Here is a 19,922-nt window from a genome sequence, read left to right on the forward strand (position 1 = left end):
GTTCCGCTCGATTGCGTTGATTGGCAGTTGGGTGCCGCTTCCCGGCGTACAGTTCAGACGACGTCGCGCCGGGTTTCGTTCAACAGCTCGATCGCGGCGGCGCCCACCCTGCGCACGGCCTCTTCGATCTGCGCCGTTGGCTTGGCAGCGTAGTTCATCCGCAGGCAGTTGCGGTACTTGCCCGAGGCGGAAAAGATGCTGCCGACGGCGACCTGTACGCCCTGGTCGTGCAGGACCCGGTTGAGCTTCAGGGTGTCGAAGCCTTCCGGCAGTTCGACCCACAGCATGAAGCTGCCCCGGGGCCGGCTGGCGCGGGTGCCCGGCGGGAAATAGCGGCTGACCCAGTCGATCATGACGTCGCGATTGCGCTGGTATTGCGCACGCATCCGGCGCAAGTGCGGTTCGAAATGCCCGGCCTTGAGAAATTCCGCCACGGCAATCTGCGGCTGCGGCGCGGTGGAGCCGGTGCTGATGTACTTCATGTGCAGGGCCCGTTCGAGGTACCGGCCGGGCGCGACCCAACCCACGCGCAAGCCGGGCGCCAGGGTCTTGGAAAAGGAACTGCAGAGCAGGACCCGGCCATCGTCGTCGAAGGATTTGATCGTACGAGGGCGCGGGTAGGTGTAGGCCAATTCTCCATACACGTCGTCTTCGATGATCGCCACGTCGAAGCGCTGTGCCAGGGTCAGCAGGGCCCGTTTGTTGGCTTCCGGCATGATGTAGCCCAGCGGGTTGTTGCAACTGGGGGTCAACTGTATGGCCTTGATCGGCCATTGCTCCAGGGCCAGTTCGAGGGCGTCCAGGCTGATACCGGTGAGTGGGTCGGTGGGGATTTCCAGGGCCTTCATGCCCAGGCCCTTGAGGGTTTGCATGGCGCCATGGAAGCTGGGGGAGTCCACCGCGACGATGTCGCCCTGTTCGCAGGTGGCGCGGATGCTCACCGACAACGCTTCGTGGCAGCCGGTGGTGACAATCAGGTCGTTGGCGCCCAGCTGGCAACCCGAATCCAGGAGCAGGCGGGCGATCTGTTCGCGCAACGCCAGGTTGCCGTGGATGTTGTCGTAATACAGCCCGGGCATGTCTTGCCGGCGACTGATCTGCGCCAGGCTGCGCAGCAGCGGTTTCATGGTCGGCGAATTGATGTCCGGCATGCCCCGGCCCAACTGCACCACATCCTTGCGCGGTACCGCGCGAATCAATTCGAGCACCTGGTCCCACTGGGAAATGTCCACCGGCCGTTGGGCCGGACGGCCCACCGCCGGCAGGTCCGGCAATTCGCGACTGACCGGTACGAAATAGCCGGACTTGGCTTTCGGCATCGCCAAGCCGCTGTCCTCCAGCATGCGATAGGCCTGCTGCACCGTACTCAGGCTGACCCCGTGCTCGGTGCTCAATGCCCGTACAGAAGGCAGTCGGTCGCCCGGGCGATAGAAGCCTTGTTCGATGCGGGTGCCGAGCAGTTCGGCGAGGTTCACGTAGAGGGTCATGGCGCATTCCCGATGGGCTGGATAACGACGACCAATACAGTTGAATCGGAAAATCACGATTCAGTGCAAGAAACGCCCGATCTGTATGGAAATAAAACAAATCGATTGAATCTGTATCGCTTTTGGTCGTTCGCACATCATGAAACCTCTGGCGACCCAAGTAAACAGGAGCGAAAAAAATGAACGGCTTGAGCGATGTGCGGCTGGCGTTACACAGTCAGGAACTGGCGGCAGGGCAGGAAAAGGGGCTGCGCAACGCGATGTCGCGCAATGCACCGGCCAGCCTGAGCCGCTGGGACCTGTTCTGGCATCGCTTGCATACACGCAAAGCCTTGCTGGAACTGACACCCGAACAGTTGCGTGACATCGGGTTGAGCCGGGAGCAGGCACGGGAGGAGGGGCTCAAGCCGTTCTGGCGGCTTTGAAGGGGTGCCGGCCCCGAGACGGCTATCGCGGGCAAGCCTTGCTCCCACAGATTGAAATGGCCTGTGGGAACAAGGCTTGCCCGCGAAAGCGTCGTCAGTCGTGGCGAAGCGCTTAAACCAACTCTTTCAACCGATGCCACAACATCCCCAGTGCCAACAGCGGCGAGCGCAGGTGCTTGCCGCCGGGGAAAGTCATGTGCGGGACCTGGGCGAACAGGTCGAAGCCCCGGCTCTGTTGTCCACAGATCGCTTCGGCCAACAATTTGCCGGCCAGGTGCGTGGCATTCACCCCATGACCGGAATAGGCCTGGGCGTAGTACACGTTGGGTTGGTCCTTGAGCCGGCCGATCTGTGGCAAGCGGTTGGCGCCGATCCCGATCATCCCGCCCCATTGATAGTCGATCTTCACCTGCGCCAGTTGCGGGAACACCTTGAGCATTTTCGGCCGCATGTACGCGGCGATGTCCTGCGGGTCGCGGCCTGAATAGTGGCAGGCGCCGCCGAACAGCAAGCGTCGATCCGCCGAGAGCCGGTAATAGTCCAGCGCCACCCGTTGGTCACACACCGCCATGTTCTGCGGCAACACGGCCTGGGCCTGGGCGTGGCTCAGGGGTTCGGTGGCGATGATGTAGCTGCCGGCGGGTAATACCTTGCCGCTGAGTTCCGGGTTGAGGCCGTTGAGGTAGGCGTTGCAGCCAAGCACCAGTGTCTTGGCGCGAACCGAGCCCTGCCGGGTGTGCACTTTTACTTCGGCGCCGTAATCGATGCGGGTGACCGCCGACTGTTCGAACAACCTGACCCCAAGGTGTTGCGCGGCGGCGGCTTCGCCCAAGGCCAGGTTCAGTGGATGCAAGTGGCCCGAGCCCATGTCGATCAGGCCGCCAACGTAGCGGTCCGACCCCACGACACTGTGCATTTCGTGGGCTTGCAACAGCCGGGTCTGGTGACGATAACCCAGGCTGCGCAATTGCTCGGCGTCTTCGGCGAAGCCTTCCAGGTCACTGGGTTTGTTGGCGAGGTCGCAGTAACCCCAAGTGAGGTCGCAGGGGATCTGGAACCGCTCGACGCGCTGTCGGACGATTTCCACGGCCTCGAGGCCCATGAGTTTCATCTCACGGACACCGTCGGCACCAATGACCGGGGCGAACTGGTCAAGGCCATGGCCGACCCCCCGGATCAATTGGCCACCGTTACGGCCGCTGGCGCCCCAGCCGATCCTGTGGGCTTCCAGCAGCACGACGCTCAGGCCGCGTTCAGCCAATTCGATGGCGGTGTTCAGCCCGGAAAACCCGCCGCCCACCACGCACACATCCGCCACGCACTCGCCCTGCAGCAGCGGATGGTCCGGTTGCGGCAAGCTGCTGGCGGCGTAGTAGGAGGCGGCGTGCGCGTGGTTCGGGACCGGTTGCTGAACACGGGCGTTCATGTGCGTAATCCTGATTGTTGTGTTTGAGAAATTTGACGGAGCATAAGCCGTGGATTCGTCCCCGGGCAACAGCGGTCGGCTGGCGGTGTCTGGGACGAGGCTTTTAAGGCAGAATCGGGCATCGTTCCACCTGGGTAGTCGTTTCCATGAGTTGCAACAGTCAGAAAATCCGCACGCTGCGCCAGCAGATTCCCTCGTTCGAGTGCGTCCCCGGCTGCCACGACTGCTGCGGCCCGGTGACCACCTCGCCGGAGGAAATGGCCCGTCTGCCGCGCAAGTCCCGTGCAGAGCAGGATGCGGCCCTGGAAGCGCTCGACTGCGTGCACCTGGGCCCCGGCGGTTGCACCGTGTATGACGAGCGACCGCTGATCTGCCGGTTGTTCGGTACGACGGCGACCTTGCCATGCCCCAACGGACGGCGACCGGTGGAGTTGATCCACCCGCGGGTCGAACGGCAGATTCATGAATACATGGCATCCAATCGCCAGGTGCTGGTCTGAGGAGCGCTTGATCCGCACTGAAGGGGAGCGCCTTCGCGCGCAGGCTCGCCGCCACGACAGCGCTCAGTCCGGAATCGGCAGGCTCAGGCTTTCCTTCACTTCTTCCATCACGATGTAGCTCTTGGATTCGCGCACATGGGGCAGCTTGAGCAGGATGTCCCCCAGTAGCTTGCGGTAGGAGGCCATTTCGGAAATCCGCGCCTTGACCAGGTAGTCGAAGTCCCCCGATACCAAGTGGCATTCCAGCACGTGGGGCAGTTTCAGCACGGCGCGTCGGAATTCTTCAAACGTATCGCCGGACTTGTAGTCGAGGCTGATCTCGACGAACACCAGCAGGCTGCCCTTCAGGTGTTGCGGATTGAGCCGGGCGTTGTAGCCCATGATGATGCCTTCGCGTTCCAGGCGCCGCACCCGCTCGGTGCAGGGCGTGGTGGACAGGCCGACCTTCTCGCCTAATTCCGTGAAGGAGATCCGCCCGTCCGCCTGGAGGATGCGCAGGATGTTGCGGTCGATCTTGTCCAGCTCGCGCTTGGTCTGGGTGTTGGTACGCACAGGTGATGCGCCTCCGTGAAAAGGGTTTTTGCCGAGAATTCTCGCCAAATATAGGCAGTTATATAGTGAAAAGCACTGGCTAATCTTTTTTACACTGCGCCCATCGAGGGTTTGTACAACAAAACGTCAGCGGTTATCCGCGATGAGGGCAACAACATGCGCGTTCTGGTCTTGGGTAGCGGCGTCATCGGTACCGTCAGTGCTTACTACTTGGCGCGAGCCGGGTTTGAAGTGGTGGTGGTCGACCGTCAGCCTGCGCCGGCCATGGAAACCAGCTTCGCCAACGCCGGGCAAGTGTCGCCGGGCTATGCCTCGCCGTGGGCCGCGCCGGGTGTGCCGCTCAAGGCCATCAAGTGGCTGCTGCAACGTCATGCGCCGCTGGCCATCAAGGCCACGGCCGACATGGACCAATACCTGTGGATGGCGCAGATGCTGCGCAATTGCACCGCCAGCCGTTATGCCGTCAACAAGGAGCGCATGGTCCGCCTCTCCGAGTACAGCCGCGACTGCCTCGACGAGCTGCGCGCCGAAACCGGCATTGCCTACGAAGGCCGGAGCCTGGGAACGACACAGCTGTTCCGCACCCAGGCGCAACTCGATGGCGCGGCAAAAGACATCGCGGTGCTGAAGGAGTCGGGCGTGCCGTTCGAAGTGCTCGACCGCGAAGGCATCGCCCGGGTCGAACCGGCCCTGGCCAATGTCACCGACATCCTGGCCGGCGCCCTGCGCCTGCCCAATGACCAGACCGGCGACTGCCAGATGTTTACCACGCGCCTGGCGGAAATGGCCGTCAAGCTCGGCGTGCAGTTCCGCTTCGGCCAGGACATCCAGCGCCTGGACTTCGCCGGTGATCGCGTCAACGGCGTGTGGATCGACGGCAAGCTGGAAACCGCCGACCGCTACGTGCTCGCCCTCGGCAGCTATTCGCCGCAGTTGCTTAAGCCCCTGGGGATCCGGGCGCCGGTGTATCCGCTCAAGGGTTATTCCCTGACCGTGCCGATCACCAACCCGTCGATGGCACCGACCTCGACCATTCTCGACGAGACCTACAAGGTCGCGATCACCCGTTTCGACAACCGCATTCGCGTGGGCGGCATGGCCGAAATCGCCGGTTTCGACCTGTCCCTGAACCCGCGCCGACGTGAAACCCTGGAGATGATCGTCAACGACCTTTATCCTCAAGGCGGCGATCTGGCCCAGGCCAGTTTCTGGACCGGCCTGCGCCCGACCACCCCGGACGGCACGCCGATCGTGGGAGCCACCCCTTTCAAGAATCTGTTCCTGAACACCGGCCATGGCACCCTCGGATGGACCATGGCCTGCGGTTCCGGGCGCCTGCTGGCCGACCTGATGGCGAAGAAAAAGCCGCAGATCAGCGCCGAAGGCCTCGATATTTCCCGTTATGGCAGCCAGAAAAAGGAGTCTGCGAAACATGTCAATCCAGCGCCAGCTCACCAATGACCGCATGAGCCAGGTGGTCGTGCACAACGGCACCGTTTACCTGGCAGGCCAGGTTGGCGACGACATGAGCGCCGGGATCGAACAGCAGACGCGCGAGACCCTGGCCAATATCGAGCGTCTGCTCGACCTGGCCGGGACCGACAAGAGCCGCCTGCTGTCGGTGACGATCTACCTGAAGGACATCGAGGCCCATTTCGCCGGCATGAACGCCGTCTGGGACAAATGGTTGCCCAAGGGCGTCGCGCCGGCCCGCGCCACGGTAGAAGCCAAGCTGTGCGAGCCGGGCATCCTGGTGGAGCTGTCGGTGGTGGCCGCCCTGCCTTGAAGCCTTGAGCTGGCAAAAGATCCCTCTCCCGGTGCTGTCGGTGGTTCGCACCCTCGGCCAGCACCGGTTTTTTATTCATGACCGCCTAGAAGCCTGCCGCCATGCGTCCTGCCCGTGCCCTGATCGACCTTCAAGCCCTGCGTCACAACTACCAATTGGCTCGCGAAGTCACCGGGGCCAAGGCCCTCGCGGTGATCAAGGCCGATGCCTACGGGCACGGTGCGGTGCGCTGCGCCGAGGCGCTGCAGGACTCGGCGGATGGGTTTGCCGTGGCGTGTATCGAGGAGGCCCTGGAACTGCGCGCCGGCGGCATCCGCGGGCCGATCCTGTTGCTGGAGGGCTTTTTCGAGGCTGATGAGCTGTCCCTGATCGTCGAGCATGATTTCTGGTGCGTGGTCCATTCACTGTGGCAGCTTGAAGCACTCGAAAAGGCACGGCTGGGCAAGCCGATCACGGTCTGGCTCAAGCTCGATTCCGGCATGCACCGGGTGGGCTTGCACCCGGCGGATTACCAGGCCGGCTATCGTCGCCTGCTGGCCAGCGGCAACGTGGCGAAGATTGTCCTGATGAGCCATTTCGCCCGGGCCGATGAGCTGCACGATCCCGCCAGCACCCACCAATTGGCGGTGTTCGAAGCGGCTCGCCAGGGCCTGGCGGCCGAGATCAGCCTGCGCAATTCCCCCGCCGTGCTCGGTTGGCCGCAGATGCCGAGCGACTGGGTACGGCCCGGCATCATGCTCTACGGCGCCACCCCTTTCGAGGAGCCCAACGCGGTCGCTTCGCGCCTGCAACCGGTGATGACCCTGGAATCGAAGATCATCAGCGTGCGCGAACTGCCGGCCGGCGAGCCGGTGGGCTATGGCGCCCGCTTCGTGACGACGCAACCGACCCGGGTCGGCGTGGTCGCCATGGGCTATGCCGACGGCTATCCGCGCCAGGCGCCCACCGGTACGCCGGTACTGGTGGCCGGCCAGCGCAGCCAATTGGTCGGGCGGGTGTCGATGGACATGTTGTGTGTCGACTTGACCCATGTGCCCCATGCCGGCCTTGGTTCGACCGTGGAGCTCTGGGGCCGGAACGTGCTCGCCAGCGACGTGGCGAAAGCCGCCGACACGATTCCTTACCAGATTTTCTGCAACCTGCGACGCGTGCCACGGCTCTATTCCGGGCACTGATGCAGGGCGCCCCCTACCGGAAGTCGCTTCACCGCACAGGATTCGGGTCAAAGTGTTGTAAATACTGAACGCTGTCGCCATGATAACGCTCACTTTCCACACAACCTGATTCCCTGGAGGCTCCAGCATTGGACGTCGGTGAACGACTGCAATCCATTCGTAAACTCAAAGGCCTTTCCCAGCGTGAACTCGCCAAGCGTGCGGGCGTCACCAACAGCACTATTTCGATGATCGAGAAGAACAGCGTCAGCCCCTCGATCAGCTCGCTGCGCAAGGTCCTTGGCGGGATTCCCATGTCCATGGTCGAGTTTTTTTCCGAAGAGATCCTTCAGGAGAAACCGACCCAGGTCGTCTACAAAGCCAATGAACTGATCGACATCTCCGACGGCGCCGTGACCATGAAGCTGGTGGGCCGGGCGCACCCGAGCCGGGCGATCGCCTTCCTCAACGAAATCTACCCGCCTGGCGCCGACACCGGTGAAGAAATGCTCACCCACGAGGGCGAGGAAACCGGGATCCTGGTGGAAGGGCGGCTGGAGCTGGTGGTCGGGCTCGAAACATTCGTGCTCGAAGCGGGCGACAGCTACTATTTCGAAAGCACCAAGCCGCACCGTTTTCGTAATCCGTTCGATGTCCCGGCGCGACTGATCAGCGCAGCCACGCCGGCCAATTTCTAGGGAAAGAGGCGCCGGGCCCACGGGGCACAGGCGTCCACGGGGTGAGTAGTCACCACGAACAAGACCCTTGTGACTTTAGGGTTGTTTCAGTGTGACGGGCTTACCGCTATACTTGCGCCCGCCTGCAAACCGTGGCCGCAGGCGTGACTAGCCACCATTGAGGGTGTACGCGTGAACCTAATTATGAAAATGCTGGCCGTACCAGCAACCGCATTGGCCCTATGGGCAGTCAGCGCCCAAGCGGCGACCAACGACGAAATCGCCAAGCGCCTTGAACCGGTTGGCCAGGTCTGCGTTCAGGGGCAGGAATGCAAGGGGATGGAAGTGGCCACTGCCGCCGGTGGCGGTGGTGGTGCCAAGGCACCGAAAGACGTGATTGCCAAGCATTGCAACGCTTGCCACGGTACCGGCCTGCTGGGCGCGCCGAAAATCGGTGACAAGGCGGCGTGGAAAGAGCGCGCCGATCACCAGGGCGGCCTCGACGGCATCCTCGCCAAGGCGATCACCGGCATCAACTCCATGCCGCCGAAAGGGACCTGCGCCGATTGCACCGATGACGACCTCAAGGGCGCCATCAAAGAGATGTCCGGCCTCTGATTCGCCGTCATCTGCCAAAAAAAGCCGCTTGCGAGCGGCTTTTTTGTGCCTGTAGATAACCCTTGCGGGCTGTTCGGCGCAACCAAGAGCGGGCAAGCTCGGTCCAACCCACATTCAACGGAAGGTCCCGGAGGGTCGGATGGTGCAGTTGTGTTCAATCGAGCAGGCGGTGGAGGACGTGCTTGAGCGTCTGCCGGCGCATATCCACCTCGGCATGCCGCTGGGGCTGGGCAAGCCCAACCTGTTTGCCAACGCGTTGTACCGGCGCATCGCCCAACTGCCCGAGCGCCAGCTGACGATCTACACGGCCCTGAGCCTGGGGCGACCTAACCTGGGCGACGGGTTGCAGAAGCGCTTCCTCGAGCCCTTCATCGAGCGGGTCTTCGGCGACTACCCGGAGCTGGATTACCTCACGGACCTGCAACAGGGCAGCCTGCCGGCCAATATCCGCGTCGAGCAGTTCTTCATGCAGCCCGGCAGCCTGTTGAACAGTGCGCCGGCCCAGCAGGACTACGTCAGCAGCAACTACAGCCATGCCGCACGGGACATCAACGCCGCCGGGTTGAACCTGGTGGCGCAGCTAGTGGCAAGCGATCCGCAACACCCGGATCGCCTGAGCCTGAGCTGCAACCCGGACATCACCCTGGACCTGTTGCCCATGATCGCCAAGCGCCGGGCCGCCGGCGAGACCATCCTGCTGGTCGGCCAGGTCCACAGCGACTTGCCCTACATGCCGGGCGACGCGGAAATCGGCATCGACGGTTTCGACCTGCTGATCGACGAGAAGGACAACCACACGCTGTTTTCCACGCCAAACATGCCAGTGGGGTTCCAGGATCACCTGATCGGCCTGCACGCCAGCACCCTGGTGCGCGACGGCGGGACGTTGCAGATCGGCATCGGCTCCATGGGCGATGCATTGACGGCCGCGCTGTTGGCGCGCCAGGCCGACAATGCCGGCTACCAGGCGTTGCTGGCGGAGGTGAACCTCAGCCAGTGGGCCCAGTTGATCGAGCGCGAGGGTGGCGTGCAGCCGTTCGCCAAAGGCCTGTACGGCTGCAGCGAGATGTTCGTCAATGGCTTGCTGGTGCTGGCGGAGGCCGGGATCATCCGGCGCAAGGTCTACCCGGACGAAGCCACCCAGGAACAGGCCAACGCCGGCACCCTCGATGAAGCCGCGCAACCCGATGGCGTCTGCATACACGGCGGTTTCTTCCTCGGCCCGCGCAGTTTCTATGAGCGCCTGCATGAGTTGCCCCAGGCCCGGCGCCTCGAATTCAACATGACCCGCATCAGCTACATCAACGAGTTGTACGGCCAGGAACCGCTCAAGCGCCTGCAGCGACTCGACGCACGCTTCATCAACACGGTCTTCACCATGACCCTGCTGGGCGCCGGGGTGGCCGATCAGTTGGAGGACGGGCGGGTGCTCAGCGGTGTGGGCGGGCAGTACAACTTCGTCGCCCAGGGCCATGCACTGGAGGGCGCGCGTTCGGTCCTGCTGTTGCGCAGCTGGCGCGAGGCGGGCGGGGAGATCAGCTCGAACATCGTCTGGGAGTACGGCCATTGCACGATTCCCCGGCACCTGCGGGACATCGTGGTGACCGAGTACGGCATCGCCGACCTGCGCGGCAAGACCGATGCGGCGGTGATCGAGGCCCTGCTGAATATCAGTGATTCACGCTTCCAGCCGGGCCTGATCGAACAAGCCCAGAACGCCGGTAAATTGCCGAAGGACTTTCGCCTCGACCCACGGTTTGCCGACAACACGTCGGAGCGTTTGCAGGCGATCCAGGCGCGCCACCCGAACCTGTTCCCCGAATACCCGCTGGGCTGCGACTTCGACCCCATCGAGCGGGACCTGTTGCGCGCGCTGAACTGGCTCAAGAGCAAATTCAAGCTCAGCGAGATGCTGGAACTGGGCAAGGCGGCGCTGGACGCACCGGAGCCTTCGGCGTTCGCCGAGCACCTGGAGCGGATGCAATTGGCCGACACTGACGGGCTGAAGGAGGATCTGTACCAGCGGTTGTTGCTGGCGGGGCTCAAGGCCACTGCGCCCGAGCGATCCACCTAGGACCCCTGTGTGCGAGCCTGACAGCGACCGCATTCTTGCAGTGGTACCTGGTTCTCTGTGGGAGCGAGCTTGCTCGCGATGGCAGTTTTGGATTGGGGACATATCCATTATTGTGGGGCGGCGGCTGGCGGTTCCGCCCTTACGGCGGGTCACTTTTGGCAAACGCCCCAAAAGTAACCAAAAGGTCTTCGCCCCACCACTCGGCACCTCGCCTGCGGCTCGGTGTTCCCGAACGCCGGCATTGCTCCGTGGGCCCGCCGCGAAGGGCCATCCATGGCCCAGCGCGGCTATCCCGGCATCCATGCCGGGATGCCCACTACGCAACGCCGGCGTTCGGCCAGCGTGGTTGATGGGGCGCTGAAGATCAAAAACAAAGCAAAGCCAAAGCAAAGCAAAGCAAAGCAAAAGCAAGGTGGCGTTTGGGGTGGCTGGCTTTTGCTGGTGTACATCATCCATTGTGGGAGCGGGCTTGCTCGCGAAGGCGTCGGTACAGCTTGCATCAAAGTCGCTTGACACATTGCTATCGCGAGCAAGCTCGCTCCCACCGGGCGAATGGGACGCGAAGTTCGCGCTCACCACCGAACCACTGTGGGAGCGAGCTTGCTCGCGATAGCGACCTGTCAGACCTACTTATGTAACAGGTACACCGCTATCGCGAGCAAGCTCGCTCCCACAGGTTCATCTACTTTCTCAAGTGGATAGCATGACCACAGGCATCTGGGGTCAGTCGATGAAGGTCACGACCCCGTCGGCCAACGATTTCACCCGGGCGAGGGATTCGACGCGATACCCCTGGGCATCCAGTTCCGCGCGGCCGCCCTGGAAGGACTTCTCGATCACGATCCCCAGCCCGGCCACCGTGGCGCCGGCCTGCTTGATGATGGAGATCAGTGCCTGGGACGCTTTGCCGTTGGCCAGGAAGTCATCGATGATCAGCACCCGGTCGCTGCTGGTCAGGTGACGGGGGCTGATGGCAACGGTGCTTTCGGTCTTCTTGGTGAACGAATACACGGTGGCCGACAGCAGGTTTTCCGTCAGGGTCAGGGATTGCTGCTTGCGGGCGAAGATCACCGGCACGCCAAGGTTCAGGCCGGTCATGATCGCCGGGGCAATGCCCGAGGCCTCGATGGTGACGATCTTGGTGATGCCCGAATCCTTGAACAGCGCCGCGAACTCGTCGCCGATCAGTTTCATCAACTGCGGGTCGATCTGGTGGTTCAGGAACGCATCGACTTTCAGGACCTGGTCGGACAGCACGATGCCTTGCTCGCGGATTTTCTGGTGCAGGGCTTCCATGAAGCCTCCTCTGGTGGCGCCGTCGGCGCCTGGGGTCAGTAAAAAGTAGTCGATTCTAACGCTTCAACATCGCACGTATATCGGCCAGGGCACTGTTGCCACGCACTACTTTGACTTCCGTCGGCGTGTCGTCGTTGCCTTCCCAGGCCAGGTCGTCCGGCGGCAGCTCATCGAGGAAGCGGCTTGGCGCGCAGTCGATGACTTCGCCATATTGCTTGCGCTTGGCGGCGAAGGTGAAGGCCAGGGTCTGGCGGGCACGGGTGATGCCGACGTAGGCCAGGCGCCGTTCTTCTTCGATGGTGTCGGCTTCGATGCTGGAGCGGTGGGGCAGGATCTCTTCTTCCATGCCCATGATGAACACGTAGGGGAATTCCAGCCCCTTGGACGCATGCAGGGTCATCATCTGCACGCCTTCGGCGCCTTCTTCCTCTTCCTGCTGGCGTTCGAGCATGTCCCGCAGCACGAGTTTGCCGATGGCGTCCTCGACGGTCATGTCGCCGTCCTCGTCCTTTTCCAGGGTGTTCTTCAGCGCCTCGATCAGGAACCAGACGTTGCTCATGCGGTAGTCGGCGGCCTTGTCGCTGGAGCTGTTGGTGCGCAGCCAGTTCTCGTAGTCGATGTCCATGACCATGCTGCGCAGCGCCGAGATCGGGTCTTCGCCGGCGCACTGTTCGCGGACCTTGTCCATGAAGCGCTTGAAGCGCGCCAGGCGATCGGTGAAACGGCTGTCCAGGTGCTCGCCCAGGCCGATCTCGTCCGTGGCGGCGTACATCGAGATCTTGCGCTCGGTGGCGTAGTTGCCGAGTTTCTCCAGGGTGGTCGAACCGATTTCCCGGCGTGGCACGTTGATCACCCGCAGGAAGGCGTTGTCGTCGTCCGGGTTCACGATCAGGCGGAAGTAGGCCATCAGGTCCTTCACCTCCTGGCGGCCGAAGAAGCTGTTGCCCCCCGACAGGCGATACGGGATCTGGTGGTGCTGCAGCTTCAGCTCGATCAGCTTGGCCTGGTAGTTGCCGCGATAGAGGATCGCGAAGTCGCTGTACGGCCGGTCGGTGCGCAGGTGCAGGCTGAGGATCTCCATGGCCACGCGCTCGGCCTCGGCGTCTTCGTTGCGGCAACGGATCACGCGGATTTCGTCACCGTGGCCCATCTCGCTCCACAGTTGTTTTTCGAACGCGTGGGGGTTGTTGGAAATCAGCACGTTGGCGCAGCGCAGGATGCGGCTGGTGGAACGGTAGTTCTGCTCCAGCATCACCACCTTGAGCGACGGGTAGTCCTCCTTGAGCAGCATCAGGTTTTCCGGGCGGGCGCCGCGCCAGGCATAGATCGACTGGTCATCGTCGCCCACCACGGTGAACTGGTTGCGCTTGCCGATCAGCAGCTTCACCAGCAGGTACTGGCTGGCGTTGGTGTCCTGGTACTCGTCCACCAGCAGGTAGCGGACCTTGTTCTGCCATTTCTCGAGGATGTCGGCGTGGTCCTGGAACAGCTTGACCGGCAGCAGGATCAGATCGTCGAAGTCCACCGCGTTGAATGCCTTGAGCGTGCGCTGGTAGTGGGCGTAGACGATGGCGGCGGTCTGTTCCTTGGGGTTGCGGGCGTTTTCCAGGGCCTCGGGCGGCAACACCAGGTCGTTCTTCCAGCCGCCGATCATGTTCTTGATCTCGTCGACGCCGTCGTCGCCCGAGTATTCCTTCTGCATGATGTCGGTCATCAGGGCCTTGACGTCGGTCTCGTCGAAGATCGAGAAGCCCGGCTTGTAGCCCAGCCGCGCGTGTTCCTTGCGGATGATGTTCAGGCCCAGGTTGTGGAACGTGCAGACCGTCAGGCCACGGCCTTCGCCGGCGCGCAGCAGGGTGCCGACCCGCTCCTTCATTTCCCGGGCGGCCTTGTTGGTGAAAGTCATGGCGACGATGTACTGGGCGCGGATGCCACAGTTCTGGATCAGGTGGGCGATCTTGCGGGTGATCACGCTGGTCTTGCCGGAGCCTGCACCGGCGAGCACCAAAAGAGGGCCGCCGACGTAGTTCACGGCTTCTTGCTGCCGGGGGTTGAGTCGGGACATGACAGGGTCAGGGAGTCGTTTGCAAAATGGGCCGGCATTTTAACAGGCTCGGAGAATTGTGCTGCTCTGTCCGACTTGTGACGCACTGAGCATTGTCATTTGCCGCTTTTGCCACTTTCACGCAGGATATGGGGCGAATTTGCGTCTAACGTTCGCCTTCGCGTAGAAGAAATTCTACGAAAGGCGCGTCATTGAGAACCCGTAGCATTGGTCATTGCCCGTTGGCAGGTCATAATGCCCCGCGCCAACCACCTTGCAGAGTCTAGGGAGTCAGCTTGTCAACGCCTGTCGAACCCTTGCGTTTGCTGTTATTGGCCGAAACGCCTGAGTGGTCAGCGGTCTTGCGCGAGTGCCTGGCACCCCTGGGGCCCTCGGTCGTCTTGATCAGCGCACCGAGCTGGGAGTCCGTCAGCAGCCTGTTCGAAGACAACCGCAACGCCGTGCTGTTGACGATTGCCCCGTTGCAGCCGGCGCCGGGTCGTTGCCGCCTGCCGACCGTCCTGCTGCTCGAGCATGAGCCCGCGACCACCCCCGACGGCGTCAGTGACTGGCTGGTGCTCGATGCCCTCGACACCGCGACCCTGCGCCGTTGCCTGCGCCACGTGCGTGAGCGCGGGGTGTTGGAAAATACCCTGCAACGCCTCGCCGAGCAGGATCCGTTGACCGGCATCGCCAACCGCCAGGGGTTCCAGACCCTGCTGGCGGCGCGCCTGGCCGAGAACGACGGGCGTGGCCTGGCCCTCGGGCACCTGGACCTGGACAACTTTCGCCACGCCAACGACGCCCTCGGCCACCAGGCCGGCGACCGCTTGATCCTGCAGGTGGTGTCGCGGCTCAAGGGCGCGCTCGAAGCCGGTGACCGGCTGGCGCGGTTGGGTAGCGACGAATTCGCCCTGCTGATCGACACCCGTCGCGCGCCGCAGCGGGCCGAGTGGATGGCCGAGCGCATCACCGAAGCCATGGCCGAACCGTATTGGGTGGACGGTGAAAGCCTGCTGATCGGCTGCAGCCTGGGCATCGCCCACGCCCGGGCCCAGGCTGGCGCCGACCCGCTGATGTGGCACGCCCACATCGCCATGCAGCAGGCCAAGAGTACCCAGGGCTGCACCTTTCATATCTTCAACGAGCGAATCAACCGCAATGCCCGCAGCCTGGCCGACCTGGAAAGCGAATTGCGCCGGGCATTGCGTCGCGACGAGCTGGAATTGCATTACCAACCCCGGCTGAACCTGGAGGACGGCACCATCGTCGGTCTCGAGGCCCTGGTGCGCTGGCGCCACGGCGAACGTGGCCTGCTGCCGCCGAGCGAGTTCGTGCCGCTGGCCGAGCAGAGCGGCCTGATCGTGCCACTGGGCTATTGGGTGATCTCCCGGGCATTGCGGGATATGCAGGCGCTGCGCGAGCGCGGGCTGGCGCCGTTGCACATGGCGGTCAACCTGTCCTTCCGGCAGTTCCAGGACAGCCAGTTGCTGCCGACCCTGAGCCGGTTGATCGCCGAACGGGGTGTCGAGGCCCAATGGCTGGAATTCGAACTGACCGAAACCGCCGTGATGCGTCGCAGCGAACTGGTCAAGCAGACCATGGATGCCCTGGGGCGGTTGGGGGTGCGCTTCTCCCTGGACGACTTCGGCACCGGTTTTTCCTCGTTCGTGCACCTCAACAGCCTGCCCATCGCCTTGCTCAAGATCGACAAGAGTTTCGTCGGCGGGATGGAGCAACGCGAGGAGAACCGCAAGCTGGTCCACGCCATGATCAACCTGGCCCACAACCTCAAGCTCGAAGTGGTGGCCGAAGGGGTGGAAACCCGCGAACAACTGGATTTGCTCCGGGGCTTTGGCTGCGATCAGGTGCAGGGCTTCCTGATCAGCAAGCCGTTGCCGCTGCCCGAGCTGGTTGACTACCTGACGTTCGAAGGTGATCAGCGGTCCACACTGGAAATCAGCTGACACAAATCCATGTGTGGGAGCGGGCTTGCTCGCGAAAGCGGTGTGTCAGCCAGCAACACATCGACTGACTCATCGCCTTTGCGAGCAGGCTCGCTCCAACAAGGGAAGCTCATTCAGTCTGAACGACCTCGAAACGCCCCTGCCCGGGCTCGCGCTTGATCATCCGCTCCATCTTCCACTCGAACGCCAGCGTCAGGCTCACGGCCGCACAGGCCAGGCCGAGTGCCAGGCCCCACCAGACACCGGTCGCACCCCAGTGCAGGTGGAAGGCCATCCACCACGCCGCCGGCGCGCCGATCAGCCAATAGCAGCCCAGGCCGACCAGGAAGGTCGTCTTGGCATCCTTGAGCCCGCGAATGCAGCCCATGGCGATGGTTTGCGTGCCGTCGAACAACTCGAACCACGCCGCCACGGCCAGCAGGCTCACCGCCAGGTTGATCACCTCGGCGAACGCCGGGTCGTTGTGGTCCAGGAACAGGCCGATCAAGGCGTTGGGCAGCAGCCAGAACACCATGGCGAACGCCAGCATCACCGCTGCGCCGAAGCCGATTCCGACTCGCCCGGCCAGGCGCGCCATGGGCAACTGCCCGGCGCCGTAGTGCTGGCCGATACGCATGGTGATCGCGTAGGACATCCCCGCCGGGACCATGAACGCCACCGAGACGATCTGCAGGGCGATCTGGTGGGCGGCCAGCGGCGTGCTGCCCATGGTACCCATGCACAGCGCGGCGAACGCGAAAAGCCCGACTTCCACGGCGTAGGTGCCGCCGATCGGCAGGCCCAGGCGCCACAGTTCCTTGAGGTAATGACGGTTGGGGCGCGACAGGCCTTCCAGCAGGGGGTAGGCGCGATAGGCCGGGTGCCGATGGATGTGCCAGGCCAATACCAGGGCCATGCCGTTGGCGACGATCGCCGTGACCAGGCCGATGCCCATCAGGCCCAGTTTCGGCAAGCCGAACAGGCCGGTGATGAGGGCATAGTTGAGCAGGAAATTGGCCACCGTGCCGCCCAGGCTGATCACCATGACCGGCGTGGCCCGGCCAATGGCGCTGGTGAAACCGCGCAAGGTCATGAAACTCAGGTAGCCGGGCAGGGCGAACGGCAGCGCCAGCAGGAACTGGCCGGCGGACGCCACGTTGGTTTCAGTCTGGCCGAACAGCAGCAACACCGGCTTGAGGTTCCACAGCAACAAGCCCGCCACCAGGGCCATCAGCCAGGCCAGCCACAGCCCGGCCTGGGTCAGGCGGGTGGCGCCCTCGATGTCGCCCGCGCCTTGGCGGATCGCCACCAATGTCCCCACCGCTGCGATCACGCCAATGCAGAAAATCGACACGAACGAATAACTGGCCGCCCCGAGGCCGCCACCCGCCAGGGCTTCAGGGCTCAGGCGCGCCATCATCACGGTGTCGGTGAGCACCATCAGCATGTGCGCCAACTGCGAGGCAATCAGCGGCCCGGCCAACCGCAGGATGGCCCCGAGTTCGGTACGCACTGGATGCCGCATGATCATCACGCTCCTTGTTCGAATGAGGCAGTAGAGCGACGATTCTCGGCGTTCACGGCGGTCGGCACAAAAGGATAAAAACGATCGCTGACATGATTAAAACTCATGCGGCCGGAGATCTGCTAGGGTTTGCCTATCGCCCCAGGAGGTTTCCCTTGTCTCGTCGTCTTCCCCCTCTTTATGCACTACGGGCATTCGAAGCGGCGGCGCGGTACAGCTCGTTCACCCGGGCCGCCGAAGAACTGTCGATTACCCAGAGTGCGGTCAGCCGGCATATTCGTACGCTGGAAGAGCATTTCGCCTGTCGGTTGTTTCATCGCAGCGGGCGCAACCTGCAACTGACCGAAGCGGCGCGACTGCTGTTGCCGGGCGTGCGCGATGGCTTCATGGCCTTGGAGCGGGCTTGCCATACCTTGCACGGCGAAGATGGCATCCTGCGGATGAAGGCGCCTTCGACCCTGACCATGCGCTGGTTGTTGGCGCGCTTGAGTCGCTTCCGGCATTTGCAGCCCGGCAATGAGGTGCAACTGACCAGCGCCTGGATGGACATCGATTCGGTGGACTTCAACACCGAGCCGTTCGATTGCGCGGTGTTGTTGGGCAACGGGCATTTCCCCGGGGATTGGGAGGCCAGCTTGTTGTTTCCCGAGGAACTGATTCCGGTAGGCGCGCCGAACCTGCTGAACGATCAGCCCTGGGATGTGCAGCGCCTGGCCAACGCCGAACTGCTGCACCCCACGCCGGACCGCCGCGACTGGCGCAGTTGGCTGGAGCGCATGGGGTTGTCCGACAAGGTGTCGCTCAAGGGCGGACAAGTGTTCGACACCCTGGAGCTGGGCATGATTGCCGCGGCGCGCGGGTACGGTGTCTCCATGGGCGACCTGCTGATGGTGGCCGAGGATGTCGCCCAGGGGCGCTTGAGCCTGCCCTGGCCGACCGCCGTCGCCAGCGGCGAGCACTATTACCTGGTGTGGCCGAAAACCCGTCCGGGAGGTGAACGTTTGCGCCGGCTCAGTGACTTTCTCCAGGGCGAGGTCAAGGCCATGCAATTGCCTGCGGTGGAGCGGCTCGGCTGAAACGATGCACGCCAAGTAATAGCTACTTGGCATTATTCCTTCCATGCCGCTCAAGTATTCGGTGGCGCTGCCGAATCCGTGACATGGAACCCTCGTTCAGAAAGGGCAAACACCTACCTTATTTCTCGAATAAATGCCGAGCGTGCGACTTGATCAGGATGATCCAGTGTCTCGGCCAGGAGCCGTCATGTCCCAACCCCATGCCCGGATCGCCTCACAGCTAGGCCTCGCCCTCGCCGTGATACTGGCGATCGTGATCTCCGGCAGTACCGTCTTCGCCTTGCGCTCGCTCGACAGCGCCAACCTTGCCACCCGTGAAGAACACCTGGCCAGTGAAGCGCGCCTGATGGCCGACCAGCTCAATACGTTCCACGGTACGTTGCGCGAGAGCACGCAGCGTTTGGCCGGCCTGTTCGAAAAGCGCTTCAGCGCGGGCTTGAACGTGCACCCGGACCAACCGGTGGCTGTGGCAGGCGTGCAGACGCCGGGCTTGAGCCTGGGCGGCGAAATGCTGAACAACAACTTCAAGGAAGTCGACGAGTTCAAGCAGATGACCGCCGGCACCGCGACGATATTCGTGCGCAGCGGCGATGACTTCATCCGCGTCAGCACCTCGGTGGCCAAGCAGGACGGTTCGCGGGCCATTGGTACCGTGCTCGACCATGCCAGCCCGGCCTACGCTCGCTTGATGAGTGGGCAAAGCTATATCGGCCGCGTCCTGCTGTTCGGCCGCTACTACATGACCCAGTACAGCCCGGTGCGTGACAGCAGCGGCAAGATCATCGCCGCGCTGTACGTGGGTTTCGACTACACCGACGCGCAGAACGCGCAGTTCGACAACCTCGGGCGTTTCCGCATCGGCAAGACCGGCTCGCTGGCCCTGCTGGATGAGCAAAACAAATGGCTGGTGCCACCGGCGGGCGTCCAGGCGCTCGATTCCGCCGTGACGACCGCCGTGGGCTTGGTGAAAACGCCGGGCAAGGGTGTGTTCTGGAGCGACACCGCCGAAGACTTCTACAGCGTCGCGGTGCCGTTCGAGGGCGGGCCGTGGGCGGTGGTGGCGAGCATGCCGAAAGCCGAGATTCGCGAGGTGACCTGGAGCGTCGGTACGCAACTGGCCATCGGCAGCCTGCTGGCGATGTTGCTGGCGGTTGGCGCGGCGATGTGGCTGCTGCGCAGCAAGCTGGCGCCCCTGGGTGACCTGGTGCGCCAGGCCGAAGCCCTGGGTGCTGGCGACCTGAGCGTGCGCCTGAACGTGTCGAGCCATGACGAAATCGGCCAACTGGCCCGGGCGTTCAACCAGATGAGCCAGGCCTTGTCGACCATGGTCGAGCAC

The 19,922-nt window shown here is 63.2% G+C and carries 17 protein-coding genes and 1 pseudogene; 12 read left to right on the forward strand and 6 right to left on the reverse strand.

Annotated features, from left to right (window positions below; all coding sequences use genetic code 11):
* Positions 1-53 precede the first annotated feature (53 nt).
* Positions 54-1,487, reverse strand: coding sequence for an aminotransferase-like domain-containing protein (locus tag Q6A48_RS01845; protein ID WP_304551535.1), 1,434 nt, complete (start codon positions 1,485-1,487; stop codon positions 54-56).
* A gap of 179 nt (positions 1,488-1,666) precedes the next feature.
* Between Q6A48_RS01845 and Q6A48_RS01850 the strand changes: the two genes are divergently transcribed.
* Positions 1,667-1,912, forward strand: a complete 246-nt coding sequence (locus Q6A48_RS01850) for a DUF1127 domain-containing protein (protein WP_304551537.1) — start codon at positions 1,667-1,669, stop codon at positions 1,910-1,912.
* Positions 1,913-2,024: 112 nt separating this feature from the next.
* On the opposite strand, the gene Q6A48_RS01855 is transcribed toward Q6A48_RS01850, so the two are convergent.
* A complete protein-coding gene (locus Q6A48_RS01855) occupies positions 2,025-3,338 on the reverse strand; it encodes an NAD(P)/FAD-dependent oxidoreductase (protein WP_304551539.1) in 1,314 nt (437 codons plus the stop codon).
* Positions 3,339-3,484: 146 nt separating this feature from the next.
* On the opposite strand from Q6A48_RS01855, the gene Q6A48_RS01860 reads away from it, so the two are divergent.
* Complete coding sequence (locus Q6A48_RS01860; RefSeq protein ID WP_304551541.1) at positions 3,485-3,838, forward strand: YkgJ family cysteine cluster protein; 354 nt, start codon at positions 3,485-3,487, stop codon at positions 3,836-3,838.
* A gap of 63 nt (positions 3,839-3,901) precedes the next feature.
* Here the strand turns inward: Q6A48_RS01860 and Q6A48_RS01865 are convergent, their stop codons facing one another.
* Positions 3,902-4,390, reverse strand: a complete 489-nt coding sequence (locus Q6A48_RS01865) for an Lrp/AsnC ligand binding domain-containing protein (RefSeq protein ID WP_003177284.1) — start codon at positions 4,388-4,390, stop codon at positions 3,902-3,904.
* Between the two features lie 156 nt (positions 4,391-4,546).
* On the opposite strand from Q6A48_RS01865, the gene dadA reads away from it, so the two are divergent.
* From dadA to Q6A48_RS01900, 7 genes are all read left to right on the forward strand, one after another.
* Complete coding sequence (gene dadA, locus Q6A48_RS01870; protein ID WP_304551543.1) at positions 4,547-5,851, forward strand: D-amino acid dehydrogenase; 1,305 nt, start codon at positions 4,547-4,549, stop codon at positions 5,849-5,851.
* A complete protein-coding gene (locus tag Q6A48_RS01875; RefSeq protein ID WP_304551544.1) occupies positions 5,823-6,176 on the forward strand; it encodes a RidA family protein in 354 nt (117 codons plus the stop codon). The genes dadA and Q6A48_RS01875 overlap by 29 nt, the downstream gene beginning before the upstream one ends.
* Before the next feature lie 101 nt (positions 6,177-6,277).
* Entirely contained in the window at positions 6,278-7,351 is a 1,074-nt protein-coding gene (gene alr / locus Q6A48_RS01880) for an alanine racemase (RefSeq protein WP_304551545.1), read from the forward strand.
* A 128-nt stretch (positions 7,352-7,479) separates the two neighbouring features.
* Positions 7,480-8,028: a cupin domain-containing protein gene (locus tag Q6A48_RS01885; RefSeq protein ID WP_106575843.1), complete on the forward strand. Its 549-nt coding sequence runs from the start codon at positions 7,480-7,482 to the stop codon at positions 8,026-8,028.
* Between the two features lie 183 nt (positions 8,029-8,211).
* The gene (locus tag Q6A48_RS01890) at positions 8,212-8,625 is read left to right on the forward strand and encodes a c-type cytochrome (RefSeq protein WP_304551868.1); all 414 of its coding nucleotides are present in this window, start codon (positions 8,212-8,214) and stop codon (positions 8,623-8,625) included.
* 139 nt (positions 8,626-8,764) lie between these two features.
* On the forward strand, positions 8,765-10,699 hold the full coding sequence (locus Q6A48_RS01895) for an acetyl-CoA hydrolase/transferase C-terminal domain-containing protein (RefSeq protein WP_304551548.1): 1,935 nt from the start codon (positions 8,765-8,767) through the stop codon (positions 10,697-10,699).
* Between the two features lie 273 nt (positions 10,700-10,972).
* Entirely contained in the window at positions 10,973-11,212 is a 240-nt protein-coding gene (locus Q6A48_RS01900; RefSeq protein ID WP_304551878.1) for a hypothetical protein, read from the forward strand.
* 210 nt (positions 11,213-11,422) lie between these two features.
* Here the strand turns inward: Q6A48_RS01900 and Q6A48_RS01905 are convergent, their stop codons facing one another.
* Positions 11,423-11,995, reverse strand: a complete 573-nt coding sequence (locus Q6A48_RS01905; protein ID WP_122567547.1) for a xanthine phosphoribosyltransferase — start codon at positions 11,993-11,995, stop codon at positions 11,423-11,425.
* A 55-nt stretch (positions 11,996-12,050) separates the two neighbouring features.
* Positions 12,051-14,060 carry a DNA helicase Rep gene (rep, locus tag Q6A48_RS01910; RefSeq protein ID WP_304551549.1) on the reverse strand — a complete coding sequence of 670 codons (2,010 nt, stop codon included), beginning with the start codon at positions 14,058-14,060 and terminating at the stop codon, positions 12,051-12,053.
* A gap of 275 nt (positions 14,061-14,335) precedes the next feature.
* Between rep and Q6A48_RS01915 the strand changes: the two genes are divergently transcribed.
* Positions 14,336-16,006 (forward strand): putative bifunctional diguanylate cyclase/phosphodiesterase, encoded by a 1,671-nt coding sequence (locus Q6A48_RS01915; protein ID WP_304551550.1) that lies wholly within the window; start codon positions 14,336-14,338, stop codon positions 16,004-16,006.
* 109 nt (positions 16,007-16,115) lie between these two features.
* Here the strand turns inward: Q6A48_RS01915 and Q6A48_RS01920 are convergent, their stop codons facing one another.
* Complete coding sequence (locus Q6A48_RS01920) at positions 16,116-17,516, reverse strand: NorM family multidrug efflux MATE transporter (protein ID WP_304551551.1); 1,401 nt, start codon at positions 17,514-17,516, stop codon at positions 16,116-16,118.
* A 149-nt stretch (positions 17,517-17,665) separates the two neighbouring features.
* Between Q6A48_RS01920 and Q6A48_RS01925 the strand changes: the two genes are divergently transcribed.
* Together Q6A48_RS01925 and Q6A48_RS25935 are read left to right on the forward strand one after the other, a co-directional pair.
* Positions 17,666-18,586 carry a LysR substrate-binding domain-containing protein gene (locus Q6A48_RS01925; RefSeq protein WP_304551552.1) on the forward strand — a complete coding sequence of 307 codons (921 nt, stop codon included), beginning with the start codon at positions 17,666-17,668 and terminating at the stop codon, positions 18,584-18,586.
* Positions 18,587-18,932: 346 nt separating this feature from the next.
* Positions 18,933-19,847, forward strand: a pseudogene (locus tag Q6A48_RS25935) (Cache 3/Cache 2 fusion domain-containing protein); the annotation flags it as partial.
* Between the last annotated feature and the right edge of the window lie 75 nt (positions 19,848-19,922).

The sequence above is a fragment of the Pseudomonas citrullilanati genome (genome assembly GCF_030580855.1).
GTDB lineage: Bacteria > Pseudomonadota > Gammaproteobacteria > Pseudomonadales > Pseudomonadaceae > Aquipseudomonas > Aquipseudomonas citrulli.